Source organism: Runella rosea, assembly GCF_003325355.1.
Lineage (GTDB): Bacteria > Bacteroidota > Bacteroidia > Cytophagales > Spirosomataceae > Runella > Runella rosea.
In genome coordinates this window covers 3,545,282-3,560,455 of sequence record NZ_CP030850.1, presented here as the reverse complement: position 1 = coordinate 3,560,455, position 15,174 = coordinate 3,545,282, and the positions used below count along the sequence as shown (strand labels likewise).

General features: G+C 42.5%; 17 protein-coding genes. 5 read left to right on the top strand and 12 right to left on the bottom strand.

Annotation, left to right across the window (positions count from 1 at the left end):
* Positions 1-53 precede the first annotated feature (53 nt).
* From DR864_RS14890 to DR864_RS14875, 4 genes are all read left to right on the top strand, one after another.
* Complete coding sequence (locus DR864_RS14890; protein WP_114070295.1) at positions 54-518, top strand: (2Fe-2S)-binding protein; 465 nt, start codon at positions 54-56, stop codon at positions 516-518.
* Between the two features lie 52 nt (positions 519-570).
* Positions 571-2,700 (top strand): xanthine dehydrogenase family protein molybdopterin-binding subunit, encoded by a 2,130-nt coding sequence (locus tag DR864_RS14885; protein ID WP_114067724.1) that lies wholly within the window; start codon positions 571-573, stop codon positions 2,698-2,700.
* Positions 2,701-2,831: 131 nt separating this feature from the next.
* The gene (gene lpdA, locus DR864_RS14880; protein ID WP_114067723.1) at positions 2,832-4,226 is read left to right on the top strand and encodes a dihydrolipoyl dehydrogenase; all 1,395 of its coding nucleotides are present in this window, start codon (positions 2,832-2,834) and stop codon (positions 4,224-4,226) included.
* 273 nt (positions 4,227-4,499) lie between these two features.
* Positions 4,500-5,273, top strand: a complete 774-nt coding sequence (locus DR864_RS14875; protein ID WP_114070294.1) for a hypothetical protein — start codon at positions 4,500-4,502, stop codon at positions 5,271-5,273.
* A 2-nt stretch (positions 5,274-5,275) separates the two neighbouring features.
* Here DR864_RS14875 and DR864_RS14870 read toward each other — a convergent pair whose 3' ends face one another.
* Both DR864_RS14870 and DR864_RS14865 read right to left on the bottom strand, forming a co-directional pair.
* Positions 5,276-5,782: a hypothetical protein gene (locus DR864_RS14870; RefSeq protein ID WP_114067722.1), complete on the bottom strand. Its 507-nt coding sequence runs from the start codon at positions 5,780-5,782 to the stop codon at positions 5,276-5,278.
* Between the two features lie 74 nt (positions 5,783-5,856).
* Positions 5,857-7,005 (bottom strand): flagellar biosynthetic protein FliQ, encoded by a 1,149-nt coding sequence (locus tag DR864_RS14865; protein WP_114067721.1) that lies wholly within the window; start codon positions 7,003-7,005, stop codon positions 5,857-5,859.
* 473 nt (positions 7,006-7,478) lie between these two features.
* Between DR864_RS14865 and DR864_RS14860 the strand changes: the two genes are divergently transcribed.
* Positions 7,479-8,135, top strand: a complete 657-nt coding sequence (locus tag DR864_RS14860) for a porin family protein (RefSeq protein ID WP_114067720.1) — start codon at positions 7,479-7,481, stop codon at positions 8,133-8,135.
* 77 nt (positions 8,136-8,212) lie between these two features.
* Here the strand turns inward: DR864_RS14860 and DR864_RS14855 are convergent, their stop codons facing one another.
* The 10 genes from DR864_RS14855 to rplM all read right to left on the bottom strand — a co-directional run bounded on the left by DR864_RS14855 (position 8,213) and on the right by rplM (position 15,076).
* Positions 8,213-8,509, bottom strand: a complete 297-nt coding sequence (locus DR864_RS14855) for a LytR/AlgR family response regulator transcription factor (protein WP_229599392.1) — start codon at positions 8,507-8,509, stop codon at positions 8,213-8,215.
* Between the two features lie 356 nt (positions 8,510-8,865).
* Positions 8,866-9,204: a large conductance mechanosensitive channel protein MscL gene (gene mscL / locus DR864_RS14850; protein WP_114067718.1), complete on the bottom strand. Its 339-nt coding sequence runs from the start codon at positions 9,202-9,204 to the stop codon at positions 8,866-8,868.
* Positions 9,205-9,265: 61 nt separating this feature from the next.
* Positions 9,266-10,165 carry a DUF3078 domain-containing protein gene (locus tag DR864_RS14845; protein WP_162793845.1) on the bottom strand — a complete coding sequence of 300 codons (900 nt, stop codon included), beginning with the start codon at positions 10,163-10,165 and terminating at the stop codon, positions 9,266-9,268.
* Positions 10,166-10,200: 35 nt separating this feature from the next.
* Positions 10,201-11,034 (bottom strand): mechanosensitive ion channel family protein, encoded by an 834-nt coding sequence (locus tag DR864_RS14840; RefSeq protein WP_114067716.1) that lies wholly within the window; start codon positions 11,032-11,034, stop codon positions 10,201-10,203.
* An 11-nt stretch (positions 11,035-11,045) separates the two neighbouring features.
* Positions 11,046-11,231, bottom strand: a complete 186-nt coding sequence (locus DR864_RS14835; protein ID WP_114067715.1) for a hypothetical protein — start codon at positions 11,229-11,231, stop codon at positions 11,046-11,048.
* A 23-nt stretch (positions 11,232-11,254) separates the two neighbouring features.
* On the bottom strand, positions 11,255-11,854 hold the full coding sequence (locus tag DR864_RS14830) for an RNA polymerase sigma factor (protein ID WP_114070293.1): 600 nt from the start codon (positions 11,852-11,854) through the stop codon (positions 11,255-11,257).
* A gap of 246 nt (positions 11,855-12,100) precedes the next feature.
* Positions 12,101-12,937, bottom strand: coding sequence for a translation elongation factor Ts (tsf, locus tag DR864_RS14825; protein ID WP_114070292.1), 837 nt, complete (start codon positions 12,935-12,937; stop codon positions 12,101-12,103).
* Between the two features lie 261 nt (positions 12,938-13,198).
* The gene (gene rpsB, locus DR864_RS14820) at positions 13,199-14,008 is read right to left on the bottom strand and encodes a 30S ribosomal protein S2 (RefSeq protein ID WP_114070291.1); all 810 of its coding nucleotides are present in this window, start codon (positions 14,006-14,008) and stop codon (positions 13,199-13,201) included.
* 182 nt (positions 14,009-14,190) lie between these two features.
* Positions 14,191-14,577, bottom strand: coding sequence for a 30S ribosomal protein S9 (rpsI, locus tag DR864_RS14815; RefSeq protein WP_114067714.1), 387 nt, complete (start codon positions 14,575-14,577; stop codon positions 14,191-14,193).
* A gap of 55 nt (positions 14,578-14,632) precedes the next feature.
* A complete protein-coding gene (rplM, locus tag DR864_RS14810; RefSeq protein ID WP_114067713.1) occupies positions 14,633-15,076 on the bottom strand; it encodes a 50S ribosomal protein L13 in 444 nt (147 codons plus the stop codon).
* Positions 15,077-15,174: the final 98 nt, after the last annotated feature.

Here is a 15,174-nt window from a genome sequence, read left to right as displayed (position 1 = left end):
CTAACTTTTATATTCAATTTTATGTTATATACCAAAATTTAACCTTTTCAAACATGGCATTATTTAACCTGAAAATCAACGGAAAAACGTACAAAGCCGACGTTGATGCCAATACGCCTCTGCTCTGGGTATTGCGCGACCACCTCGATTTAGTAGGTACCAAATACGGCTGCGGAATGGCAATGTGCGGTGCCTGTACCGTACACGTAAACGGCGAGGCTACGCGCTCATGCGTGGTGCCTGTATCCAACGTATCCAATGCAACTATTACGACGGTAGAGGGGCTATCTGAAACTGGAACTCACCCAGTACAGGAAGCCTGGGATGAAGTGGATGTACCGCAGTGCGGCTACTGTCAGGCAGGTCAAATGATGACGGCATCGGCATTGCTCGCCAAAAATGCCAATCCTTCCGACAAAGAAATTGAGGAAGCAATGGTGGGGAATATCTGCCGTTGTGGCACCTACCACCGGATTCACGATGCGGTGAAATTGGCCGCAGCCAAAATGAAAAAATAATCCCTATCCTGAACCATTCTAACCACGGGCGGGTCCGTCCGTACCACATAGCATGAGCACTAATCAATCCAGAAGAGATTTCTTCAAAACATCTGCCACCGCGGCTGGTGGCTTAGTACTCGGATTTGGCTGGTTTTCGTCGGAGGCTTTTGAGCCTGGCGTATTGACCAAAACTGCCGCCGATACCATCGACTTTAACGCTTATCTGGCCATCGCGCCTTCGGGTATCATTACCATATATTCACCCAATCCAGAAATCGGGCAAGGCATCAAAACGGCTTTCCCAATCGTTGTAGCCGAAGAATTGGACGCCGATTGGAGCAAAGTAAAGGTAGAGCAGTCGCCGTTGGATACCAAAAAGTTTGAACGTCAACTCACTGGAGGAAGTGGCGCTATCCGCCACTCATGGGAACGCCTACGCAAAGCAGGAGCCACTGCCCGCGCCATGTTGATGGAAGCAGCCGCCAAAAAATGGAGCGTACCCGTCAGCGAATGTAGCACCAGCAAAGGCTTCGTAATGCACAGCTCTGGCAAAAAACTAAGCTACGGCGAGTTGGCAACGGATGCCGCCCAAATTACGCCTCCAACAACGGTCAAGCTCAAAGATAAAAGCAACTTCACCTTGATTGGAACCTCCGTAAGAGGTGTTGATAGTAAAGCCATTCTGACGGGAAAAAACCTGTTTGGTATTGATTACAAGCGCGATGGTATGCTTAACGCTATGATTCAACGCCCGCCTGCTTTCGGCCTCAAACTGAAGTCTTTTGACGCGACCGAGGCCAAGAAAATGCCGGGTATCACAGATGTTGTTTCTTTTGGCAATAAAGTAGCCATCGTCGGAAAAACCACTTGGGAAGTGATGCAAGCCCGCAAAGCCGTGAAAATTGAGTGGGAAAAAGAAAAAGACCTCGAAAGTTCTGCCGACCACGACCGCATTTTCAAAGAAATGCTCAACAGCACCACCGCGACCGTTCACCGCAAAGACGGCGACATAGAAGCAGCTTTCAAAAATGCCTACAAGGTCATTGAAGCCGAATACCAATGCCCGTTTTTGCCGCATAGCCCGATGGAGCCGATGAACTTTTTTGCCCATTTCAAAGGAGATAGTATCGAGATGGCTGGCCCCAGCCAGACGCCCCAAAATGCGCAAAACCAAATTGCGAAAATGTTCAACATGGCTCCCGAAAAAGTCACCATAGAACTAACCCGCATGGGAGGAGGATTTGGTCGTCGCCTCAACACCGACTACGCCGTGGAAGCCGCCGAGTTGTCGAGCATTATCAAAGCACCCGTAAAAGTAACTTGGTCACGCGAGGATGACACCGCTGGGGGAATTTACCGCCCCGCCGTGCGCTATCGCTTCAAAGCGTCTATCGACAAAGCTGGCAATATCACTGGCTATATGCTCCACGGTGCAGGAATGAACGCTGGAAACGCCACTCGCCCTGACAACTTCCCAGTAGGTGCCATTGAAAATACCCTTATTCAATCCAACGATCACAAATCACCCATTACTACCGGCCCTTGGCGGGCACCAATTACCAACTTTTTGGCCTATGCCGAGCAGGCTTTTTTGGATGAAGTAGCCATGGCGGGCGGCAAAGATCCCATTCAGTTACGGATGGAGCTGTTGGAAAAATCCATCAAAAGCCCAGTCGGAAAAATCACCTACGAGCCAGAACGTTTCCGCGAGGCAATTAAGTTGGTGGCTGATAAAGCAGGGTGGGGCAAGAAGAAAAAAGGAGTTTACCAAGGCTTCAGCGTGTACTTCTCACACAACTCATACGTGGCCCAAATTGCCGAAATGGCCAATGTTAAAGGAAAACCCGTTTTGAAAAAGGTATACGCATCCGTTGATTGCGGCATCGTCATCAACGAAAGCAGCGCCCAAAACCAAGTCTACGGAGCTATCGTGGATGGGCTCGGTCATGCCATGTACGGAAATCTTACTTTCAAAGACGGCGCACCTCAGCAGGATAATTTCAACAAATACCGCCTGATTCGTTACAACGAAGTTCCTGATATTGAGGTACATTTTGTCAAAAATGGCATCGACCCTACAGGCCTTGGAGAACCTGCATTGCCTCCAACGGGCGGAGCCATTGCCAACGCTATTTTCAAAACAACAGGCAAGAGACTCTACAATCAGCCTTTTGCTGAACAAGGAGCTACCTTGGGTTAATAGGTCGCAAAGGAAGACTATTGTCAAACCAACTTTTCCGTCTATTTTTGTGACGCCAATACGGTAACGTCGGCAAGGGGTTCAAAACCTTGCCGACGTTTTGAAATTCACTACTCAATACACATAAATACATGGCTTCACAGTACGATTTGATAATTATTGGCAGCGGGCCCGGTGGCTACGTAGCCGCTATCCGCGCTTCCCAATTGGGATTAAAAACCGCTATTGTAGAAAAAGAAAGCCTCGGAGGTATCTGTCTTAATTGGGGCTGTATCCCTACTAAAGCGTTATTGAAAAGCGCTCAAGTATTTCAGTACATCAACCACGCCAAAGATTACGGTATCACGGTTGGCAATGCTGAAGCCGATTTCGGTGCGGTTATTAAGCGTAGCCGCGACGTAGCCAACGGCATGAGCAAAGGCGTAAACTTCCTGATGAAGAAAAACAAAATCGACATCATCGAAGGCGCAGGTCGTGTAAAACCTGGCAAAAAAGTAGAAGTTGAAAAGGACGGCAAGAAAACTGAATACACGGCTACGAGCATCATCATTGCCACGGGAGGCCGCGCCCGTCAGCTTCCCAACGTTCCGATCGACGGTCAGAAAGTAATCGAGTACCGCAAAGCCATGTCGTTGGAAAAACAACCTAAGTCATTGCTGGTCATTGGCTCTGGAGCCATTGGCGTTGAGTTTGCATACGTGTACGCTAGCATGGGTACCAAAGTAACGATTGTGGAGTTTATGCCAAACGTGGTCCCCGTAGAAGACGAAGACATCTCGAAAGAACTGGCAAAACAATACAAGAAAATGGGTATCGAAATCCATCTTAATTCAAGCGTGGAAAAAGTAGATACAAGTGGTGCAGGTTGTGTGTCGACCGTAAAAACTCCTTCTGGTGAAATCAAAATCGAAACCGATATTGTACTTTCCGCCGCTGGTGTGGTAGCCAACATCGAAAACATCGGTTTGGAAGAAACGGGTATCAAAGTTGAAAAAGGGAAAATTACTACCGATGATTTTTACCAAACCAATGTTCCAGGATATTACGCCATCGGTGATGTGACCAAAGGACAAGCCTTGGCACACGTAGCCTCGGCCGAAGGAATTATCTGCGTTGAAAAAATCGCTGGTCAGCCGCACGTACATCCGCTCAATTACAACAACATCCCTGGTTGTACGTATTGTACGCCCGAAATTGCTTCGGTAGGCTATACCGAAAAAGCCGCCAAAGAAGCCGGATATGAGATTAAAGTGGGTAAATTTCCGTTCTCCGCATCAGGAAAAGCCAAAGCCGCTGGTACGCCTGAAGGTTTTGTCAAAGTGATTTTTGACGCCAAATACGGCGAATGGCTCGGTGCGCACATGATTGGCACCAACGTAACCGAAATGATTGCCGAAGTAGTTGTTGCCCGTAATTTGGAAACCACTGGTCACGAAATCGTGAAGTCGGTTCATCCACACCCTACCATGTCGGAAGCGATTATGGAAGCGGCCGCTGCTGCTTACGGTGAGGTGATTCACCTATAGAATTTTCAGTAAAATAGTTGTAGGCCCGTATCCGTCAATCACTGATACGGGCCTTTTTTTTAGCCCCCCTGAAAATTCCCAGTTTTCCCCAAAAACATCGCTCGCTATACTGTTTTCAGAACCGGCATACAATTTTTATCAAAGCTAAAGAGTTGATTTCTATAGATTCAACCCATTTAATTGCTTTTCGTCACAATAGACAAACCTTTTATCCGTTTTGGATTGCGTATTTATTTATCAAATGCCATCTTCGCGTCAAATCTCATCAATTCCATGATTCGCATTCTCAATTATAGTATACTTATCACCGTTTGTTGCCTCTTCGTTTCCTGTTTCTCTGAAGAGAAAAAAGCCACCGTTACTACTGGGCCCGTTTACACCTTGGTTTTTATGGACAAAACCCAGAGTGTCAATGTCAACAAAATTTTTGTCGCCCAGAAATATCAACAAATATTGAGTGATTTGATTGAGCAGAACATTCGCCAAAAAGGCGATAAACTGGAAGTGTATTTTATTCATGAAAATACCCAAAAAGCGCGTGCTTTATCACTTACCTGCCGTACCGAAGTAGAAGATATTAGTCACATGAACGCCACCGACCGCGAAGCGGCTCAAACCACCGCCGACCTGACCCTCCAACGCGAACGTATGATATTTCTGCGGCAGTTAATGGCCAAATTAGGTATCCAAAACGTGGGAAATTCTCAGCGCCAAACCGATATTTGGGCGAGCCTGCCCGTCATCAACAAAGCTACCGAAACGGGTGCCGAAGTAAAAGTGTACTATCTCAGCGATATGATTGAGAGCATGAAAGGCGCCAATCGTCGCGATTTTCATTCAACTCCCCCCCAAGACAATAGTCAAGCTGAAAGTTGGGCTAAAACCGATGCTAAAGCCATGCAGCAATATGCACTAAACGCGGCCGAAATCAAGATTGCATTACCTTTTGAGCCTACAAGCAGCACAAAAGAAAATAACCCTACCGTAACCCATTATTGGAGTACTTTATTGCAGGAGCTAGGCGCTGGTACGGTGGATGAATTGTAACTTCAGTTAAATAATTTTCGCCATCCCCACAAAAGGAGGACGAGTAACACGGCAAAAATCACCAGTACGTATTCAAATTTGAGGTAAGAAAAGACCACAATGCGCGTACGGTCTACAATCCACATCAGGGAGATGACGGCAAAAATCATCAATACCAACCCGCTTAATTTCTGAAATCCAGGAATGTAATCAAACGAAATGACATTCCGACGAATCAGCCAAAGCGTCAACAACATGGCAAAAAAGGGCAGAATCTGCGTATAAATGTTAAAATCAAAGATGCTCCGACGTTCAAACAAAAAAAGGTAAACATTGAGCGCCACGGCAAAAATGCCCGGTATACAAGCCAAATAAATCAAGAAAGCGTAGAAGTAATTCCAAGGCGACAGATGTCCTTCGTTTTTGCCCAGCAGATTTGCCAAAAGGGCCATCAAAGGCAGTAAGGTGAAGTAAATAAGCACCCAGTCGGGCCGTTCACCTACACGATCAAAGAATTGTTGTAATGTCATGGTTTAGGAGTCATGAGATAGGATTGAGGGGCGAATTTCATTCTCAGAATTCGCCCCTCAATGCTCACTTCTAATTAAAAAATATCCGTAATTCCACCGCCCGCATTTTTTTGGTCTGGGGTAAGTTTATAATTGGGGTTAGAGACACGATTGGGGTCGCTCACTTCAAATTCTCCTCCTTTGATTTGATTGGCAAAAGTTTCAAGGCGAGCATAAGCGCGCTCGTCGTTCGGATTGAAATCTTTAACGATGCTGTCCAAATCGCGGATATTAGCTTGGGTATTGGCAATATCGCTGGCAATTTGTCCCGAAATCACTTCCAGCGCATAATCCAACTGCCAATCCTGATTTTGTCCGAGCACCTTGCGAGCACGAGTAGTGGCGTTGTTGGCGGCGGCCATCGCCCGCGATTCTGTTTTCAATAAGTTAATACTTGTGGCAAAATCTTTGAGTTTCTCGTCAAACGCATGACCATACCCCACCAATTTACGGTCAAGTTTTGCAAACACGTTGGCCCGTGAGCCAAAGGTATCGACCAATCTCCGATAAGTTTCAGCTTCAGAAACGGACCGGTTGCCATCGCCGATTGCAGCATTTAACTTACCCTCCAATTCCACAAAATCGTCGGTTTCACGCGCAGCGTCGCCGCCTTTTTCGAGCATTTTATCTAATTTTGCTTTCAACGCTTTAGCTTCTTCTTGGCAGTAAACAACCTTCTGACTGGCATCTTTGGCCAATTTTTCTGCCTTTACTGCTTCTTGCTTCATTTGAATTTTACAAGCATTTATTTCTGCTTTGACAGTTTCAAATTCTCGACGAGAGTCTTTCATTTTGCCGAGCTGGTCATCCAATTCGGCAAATGGATCAATTCTAATCAGAAGCTTGTGTAAACTACGAACAATACGACGGAAGACTTTGAAAATGAGCGGTGAGAGCATAAAACCTAAAAGGACTGCGCCCACAACGACCATCGCTTCAATCATTTTGAAACCCAGCGTAATTACCCCCACCAACAAAGAAGTAATTAGCGGCAATAAAACGGTGATAAAGCCGTAGCCTACGGCAAGTACCAGGACCAGTCCTACCAACCAAGCAATGGATTTTTCGCCTTTTTTCCAATTGGCCATATTTTCGGGAAGGACTTTCAATTTATTTTCGCCGCCTTCCAAATGTTTCAGAATCGGCAAATCAGAGAGTTTGGTTAGAGCTTGGTTATTTTCCATGAGCGAAAAAATGGTTTTGATGTGTTCAAAAATAGTTATTTAAGTTTGAAATCTCCGTCGTCGGTATCCTAAACTTACTCAAATTGAGAAAGTGATGTATGGTTAATGATTGTTAACAATGATTTATTGATTACAAAGATGAAAACAGTAACTTAGGTGCAAGTTAAAGAAATCCTTTCAGTCAAAAGCGAAGCAGTTAGTTAACGGCCTTTAATGCGACAGTAGGTTGAAAATCAAGTTTCTACATGGGTAGGATTGCTTTCGGAGATTTAATACACCAAATGTATAGCGTTCTCTGAAATCGTTTTAGGGTATTGGTATGAATGGTTGCGTAGCCTTAAGAAGCGTAAATTTTAATTAAGATTGGCGGGGTTTCCTAAATTAAAAAAAAACTCAAACAATCTCCTGCCCGCCACAGGCGTTAATCCGTCATTACCATGTTTTTATTTCATAATTAACTCTCTTTTACAACCATGAAAAAAATATTTTTTGCGTTGGCTTTTTTGGTGGCATTTCAGGCAACGGCTCAGTTTAATCGCAAATTGATTTTTATTGGGGTCAGAGGTGGTGCAAATTTTTCCCGACTAGAGACCCAAGACCTTAGTATAAAGCGTCCAGGCGCATCAACCCTTGATTTTTTCAAAACCAATTCTACCAACAAAACAGGCTATGTGGTGGGTGCCTATGCACGCATCGGGCGGAAATTATTTATTCAGCCAGAGGTTCTTTTGTCCTCTAAAGGGGGAACATTTGAAATATTCAAGGACGGCAGTACTACGCCTGTCAATGTAGATGTTAAGTTCAGTCAGATTGATATTCCCGTTTTAATCGGGCTTAAACTCGGTCCTTTGCGGTTTAATGCGGGCCCGATGGCATCACTTAACATCGCACAGGGAAGTCAGCTTGGCGATGCTCTCAAAGTGTATACGAGTCAAAATGTCAACAAGACCATTGAGCAGGCTACCTTCGGTTTTCAGGCAGGTGTGGGATTGGACATTCGCTCTTTCAATATTGACCTTCGCTACGAAAGCGGTTTATCTAATATTTCACAACTGAATCTGCAAAACAATGCGCAGTTTAATAGTAAAGTCTCTCTCTGGCAATTAACGGCTGGTTTTGTGTTGTTTTAACGCCAAAAATAAACAAGCCGCTCCGATATCGGAGCGGCTGTATGACCAATTAACCCACTAAAATATAATATTTTTGACTAAGCGCACTTGACAATTGGCGTAAGCACTTCACATACTTCACGGATACGACGACGTGAGATGGCTATTTCTCTTCCTCCGCGTAATTTTAGCGAACGCTCATACTCACAAAATTCCTGCAAGTACTTCAGATTGATTATCCACGATTTGTGTACCCGCAAAAATACCTGATCATCCAAAATCGCCGCGTAACTTTTTAATGTTTTCGAAACTAAGTATCTTTTACCATCATTGGTGTATAAAAAAGTATAGTTACCGCATCCTTCCATGCACATCAATTGATCTGTTTGAATCACTACCTGGTGGTTCCCGTTTGGAATGATAATACTATGTATCGCCGAAGAGCTAACCGTCTTAGTAGAAAGATAACTATTGAATAAAGGTTGAGTATTCATGATCGTGTTGATTTTATGATTAAGGAGTTGTAGGGACGTCGAATTGACAAAACAAACTTACTACAAAAAAAAACGTCACAAAAACACGTAGAAATACGCGCAAAGACATAATGCACTAATAAACAATGACTTATAGGCGAAGCTAATGAGCTAAATCAGTACTACCACTTGATAAAACACGTAGAAATACGTATAGCAAAAAGCCCCTTACACAATGGTATGTAAGGGGCTTTTTGTGAATATAAATAATTAAAATACTATTCTTTGGGTGCTTGCGAACTCGACAATTTAACTTTGTTAGCCGCTTTGACAATCAGAAAAATCACCCACATTGTTATTAGAAACTGAATGACTACGTTTAAGAAACCTCCGTAGCGAATCGCTACTTCGGCGGCTTCTGTGGCAGGATCAGCCGCTTTCAGAACTATTTTGAGTGCTGAAAAGTCAACCCCACCAATCGCAATACCCAACACTGGATTAATAATATCATCCATAAAGGCTGTAACTACTTTTCCAAAAGCAGCACCCACAAGTACTCCAACGGCTAGGTCAAGAACATTGCCCTGCGCAATAAATGTTTTAAATTCTTTAAGCATAACAATACAGTTTTTGAGGTTTAAGAAAGACCTAAAATAGGCATAATACAACTAAATATAACTACCAACTGTATAAAAACCCAAAATTGATTGATTGTGCCAATTGCATTTTTGCTACTTGGTCCTGGTCATAAATTGCGATTAAGCCCAAGTTTACATTGAAATACTTGGCAAATTTTGCGGTCAACTGTGCATCCAAACGGTTATCAATTGCTTTTAGATCTTTTGCTCCCGCAAACGCTTGATACCTCCATTTAAAATTGACATCTTTGGCAATATCCTTATCAAAATTCATGACCAACTGCATGATTGCCAATTCATTACGAACTGATTTTCCTCGCTCAACGCCGTAATTAGAAAACTTGTATTCAGGGGCCAAAAGGTCAATAGCTTTATACAAATTTTTATTTCCCAAGATAGTCTGCCGTACCGCTCCGGGAGAAAATTGCATACTGAAAAACTTAGTGGGTTTCCATTCAATACCAATAGCTTCCGTTAAATAAGCGGGGGTAAAAAAAGCAGAAATAAACGGCATTCGCTCATTCCCAAAGTCACGTCCGTTGGCAATCTGGGTAAGGAAGTTAAGATTTGCAAAGAAATACCACTGCGACACTTCGCTTAATTTTCGTCCGTATTTAGAATCAAAAAACAGCCGGTCTACGCTTTTGCGAAAGGCATCGCCTTTATTTTTAAGTGCTCCAAGCTGAAATTGAAAGTCATTGACCCAATTATTACGGTCGCGGGTGTATTCACCTTTTGAGTTAAGGTATACACCAAGCGCGATATTATTAAGCCCTCCTCCCTGCCAACCTTCATTAAATGTCCCTTGGCTGAGGTTGAGGCCAAACTTTGACGCTTTTTTCCAATAGCTAGTATCTTTGGGCGCTTCTTGAGCCAATGAGACTAATGAAAAAGAGCACAGAACCCAAGATGTAAGAATGCAATAGTAATATTTATTCATATTCATCATCAGAATAATTAGGGTAAATAAAATAATTATTCGTTTTCAAATATTTCAACTTTTTTAGATTGTAAAGTCTGGAGGGGAAATACTGTTTTTGTTTCGCCCGTTTGAAGCGTTAAGGTTGTATTATCAAGGCTCGTAATAATTCCTTTTGTTTCATCTACCTTGATAACTAGCCCTTCTTTATAACGATTTTTGGTATAGAATGAAGATAGAATATTTGCCAAGACATCGCGGGAAGCAAACCCATAACCTACGGCAAAAGCTAAAATAATTCCGCCAATGAGTAAATTAAAACTGGATTCGAGCAATTCCGTATTTATACCAGCCTGCCCCAAAGCACTAATAAGGGTAATCACTAAAAAAAAGGCGAAAATTACATTTCCAATTAATTTAGCCGAAGGCACATTAAAGGATTTACAGATAGAGACTACGGCATTTTTAATCGCCTCTGCTACAAGTACTCCTATTTGGAGCATGATGGCCGCTACAATAAGTTGGGGGACAAAATTGACTAATTTCTCCACTAAACTTGTGATAGCTCCGATGCCCAACGTTTTGGTAGCATCGGTCACAAAGCCTAACATGATAAAGTAATAAAGTACTTTAGCAACGATTTGGCTAAGTCTGATTTCTGTCTGTAACTGTTTTACAATACTGATTTCATTGAGTCGGTCTCCAATCTTATCGAACCCCACCTTTTCTAATACTTTTTTGGTAACAATCGCCAATATTTTGGCTACCACATATCCAATAAATAGAATAAAAAAGGCAAAAATAAATCGCGGTACAAATTCAACAAATTGATTAATCAACTTCGTTAAAGTACTGATTAATACTTCTTTTAAATTAGGCAACTCTTTCATCGGCAATGGTTTTATTTTGAGTCTTCATCTGGCTTCCCAGGGTTAATCATTACCTCAGCTGCACTGAAGAAATAGCTAACAAACAACGTAACAATCTCAAAGGTATTCCGAACGGTATCAATTTCGGAAACCAACGCTTTTTTCAGTGATTCAGGTACTTTATCATCTGGATCAATATCAAAAAAAGGATTATTCATATTTTTATGCAAACCTCAAAGGTTTATTGTTTTGCCCACCATTTAAGTAAAATAAGCATCTTACTTATCAACAGTATAGTGAAGAGCAAACTTTCTGCATATTTCTTACGTAATTTCTCACGTGTTCGCTTAAGCCTCATTTTAACTGCGCTTTCGGTGAGGCCAAAAGTATCTGCTATATCTTTAATACTGAAGTCATCTTGGTATTTCATGAGCAGAATCGTGCGTTCTTCAGGCGAGATTCCATCAAGTACTTCGCGAAGACGTTTAGCATCCATTTCCATTTCCTGGATATCATCCGAATCATCGATTACGTCAATACTTTCTGTCAACTCATCTTCAGCCATTTTTTTAGCCGTTCTCAATTGGTCCATACAATAATTGTAAGTAATTGAGAATAACCACGTTGAAAATTTCGAGTTTTCTTTAAATGAACCTACTCGAACAATAAGCTTCAAGAAAATATCATGCGTAAAGTCTTCTGCTTTAGCTTGGTCTTTTACAAATGAAAGGCATTTTCGGTACACCTTATCGGCATAACGATCATATATTTCTTCGAAAAAAGGGTTACGCTGGGTATCAACGTATAAACGCACTAACTGCTCGTCAGTATAGTTCTTCATTCCAATCGAGTGTACGTTCATTATGACGAAAAAAATAGGGTTTAGTAACAAAAAAAAATGAAATAATAAGGGTAAAATTTTTACAATTTATCAAATCCTAAAAAAGTCTACCCTATTTATCGGTTAAAAATAAAACTTTTACACTGATTTATTCATAAAATGACTATTTGTGAATAATATTCAGGCAAAAAGCAAAAAAAAACCCGAAAACAATTTTCGGGTTTTTTACTAAACATGCCTTTTTGATTAAGCGCCGATTGCCACGTGCTTAAAGGTCTTAACAGTTAATCCTTTTTGTGTTTTGTCAAGTAATTGAGAAATGGTTAAAGAACCATCTTTGATAAATTCCTGATTCAACAAAGTACTCTCTTTGTAAAATTTATTTAGGCGCCCCAAAGCAATTTTTTCAAGCATTGCTTCTGCTTTTCCTTCATTACGGGCAAGTTCTTTACCAACCTCAATTTCACGCTCAATCGTTGCAGCATCTACGTCACCTTTATCCACTGCAATTGGCTTCATGGCCGCTACTTGCATTGCAATGTCACGACCTACTTCTGACAAATCAGCACCGTTTACGCCGGTGAAAGCAACAAGTACACCACGCTTATTGTTTGAGTGTACGTAAGAGCTAACAACATCTGCCGTTACGTTTTCGTAAGCGATAAGCTCTAATTTCTCACCGATTTTACCGATAAGTTCCGTAATGTGCTCAGCGAGCGTACGGCCGTCAGCCTGAGGAGTGGCAAGTAATGCTTCTTTATCGGGAGCGTTGCCAGCTACTGCCTGGCTCATAATATTGGTAGCCAGATTTTGGAAACTTTCCACTTTCGAAACTGGCTCAGTTTCACATGCCAAACCTACGATTTTACCATTAGTGCCATCTGGACTAACGTGTACAAGAACAAGACCTTCTGAAACTACATTATCGGCACGCTTAGCGGCGACTTTCTGACCTTGTTTACGAAGAATATCAACTGCTTGTTCAAAATCACCGTCTGCTTCGGTAAGGGCTTTTTTACAATCCATCATACCTGCACCAGTCATTTGGCGAAGCTTATTAACATCTGCTGCTGTGATAGCCATTTTATGAATTAAGTTTTGAGATTTAATTAGTTTTAGTTTCCGAATTTTAATTGTTTCTACGATTTTGAAAAGGAATTTTTCTAAGTAGACGAATTCTGAAGACAAAAATCGTTAAAATCAATTAAGTTCTACTTTATGAAATCGTTAAACGGAATAGCCCATAGCTTATAGAAGGCTACGGGCTATCCGATCAGACGGCTGGGGCACGGGCCGCCGTTGCGGGACCGCCGCCGAAGCGGGTCTATATTATATCGAAGTTGTTTACTCTTCGGTGTCTGCCTCAATAGCGGCTTTTGGCGCTTCTACAACATCCGCTACAGTTTCATCTACTGCACGTTTTGCATCCTCTTCCTCTGCCAAACGAGCATCATCACGCTCTTGCTTGCGCTCAAGTAAGCCTTCCTCAATTGCTTTTCCGATTGCTAGTGTAATCAACGAAATTGATTTGTATGCATCATCATTGGCGGGGATTACGAAGTCTACCTCGTTAGGGTTAGAGTTAGTATCACACATGGCAATGACAGGAATGTTCAAACGTTTTGCTTCTGCAACAGCGATGTGTTCGCGCTTTACATCCACAACAAACAAAGCAGCAGGCAAACGAGTCAAATCAGCTACACCACCCAACAAACGCTCCAATTTATCTTTCTCACGACCTTTGATAAGGCGCTCACGTTTTGCGATGTTGCTGGCAGTGGACTCGTCGCTAAGCATTTTGTCCAACGTCTGCATTTTTTTCAATGACTTACGAATAGTGGCGAAGTTGGTCAACATACCACCCAACCAACGCTCAGTCACAAACGGCATCTTCAAACGACGCGCTTCTTCCGATACGATTTCTTGGGCTTGCTTTTTGGTAGCAACAAACATCACTTTACGACCTGAACGTACTACGCTTTTGACATAGTGACAAGCTTCATCCAATGAAGCAATCGTTTTGTTAAGGTCGATGATGTGAATCCCGTTTTTCTCCATGAAAATATACGGAGACATACGAGGATCCCACTTACGGGTCAAGTGACCAAAATGTACGCCTGCATCCAACAGGTCTTTGTACTCTAATTGTGCCATTTTTTTGATTTGATAAATGTTAGAATTAATCCTTACCAACGAAGGATTTTAAAAGTGTGCAGCACCACACATCGGACACGATAAGCGCGGCCTGGACGTATATGTCAGTCAATCATTATCAGGCAAAAGTAATCCGGAGTAAAACCCAATCTGCCATCAGCCGATAATGACCGACAATGATATTAACGTTTAGAGAACTGGAACCGACGACGGGCTTTGGCGCGACCGTATTTCTTACGTTCAACCATACGTGCATCACGAGTCAGGAATCCTTCTTTTTTCAATGCTGGACGGAACTCGCCGTTGATTTCGCACAAAGCACGAGCAATGGCCATACGAGTGGCTTCTGCTTGTCCTCTGATACCACCTCCACGAACATTTACTTTAATGTCGTAGTTGGTTGCTACGTTAACGGTGGTCAACGGTTGCTTCAAAATGATTTGAAGCGTCTCAACAGGGAAATACTCAGCAAACTCACGGCCATTGACCTTGATGTTGCCTTGCCCGGCTGATACATAGACACGAGCCACTGAAGTTTTTCTTCTACCTACTGTGTTAGTAACTTCCATTTTTTTATTTTTAGTACTTAAAAGTTAATGATTTAACTTTTAATGAACTCGTTTTTTAAAAGGTGATCTCTTTAGGTTGCTGAGCCGAATGTGGGTGTTCTCCACCTGCGTATACGTACAAATTCGTAAATATACGACGTCCCAGACGGTTTTTTGGAAGCATCCCTTTCACGGCCATCTCAACGACGCGGTGTGGGTGTTTTTCCATAATCTCACGAGGAGTAGCGAAACGCTGTCCACCTGGATGTCCTGTGTGACGAACGTATTCTTTGTCGGTCATCTTCTTGCCTGTCAAACGAATTTTGTCGGCGTTGATAACAATCACGTTGTCTCCGCAATCTACGTGCGGGGTAAAATAAGGCTTGTGCTTTCCACGCAAAATTTTGGCAATTTGGCTGGCCAAACGTCCCAAGATTTCGCCGTTAGCATCTACCACGATCCAGTCCTTTTGGACGGTTGCGGAGTTAGCCGATACGGTTTTGTAACTGAGTGTATCCACTTTAGTTATTACTTTTTTCGTTGAAAATCAATTAATTAACTATATAAACGGGCATTTTGAGGCGAAAATCGGACTGCAAATATAGCGGTTTGATTTTT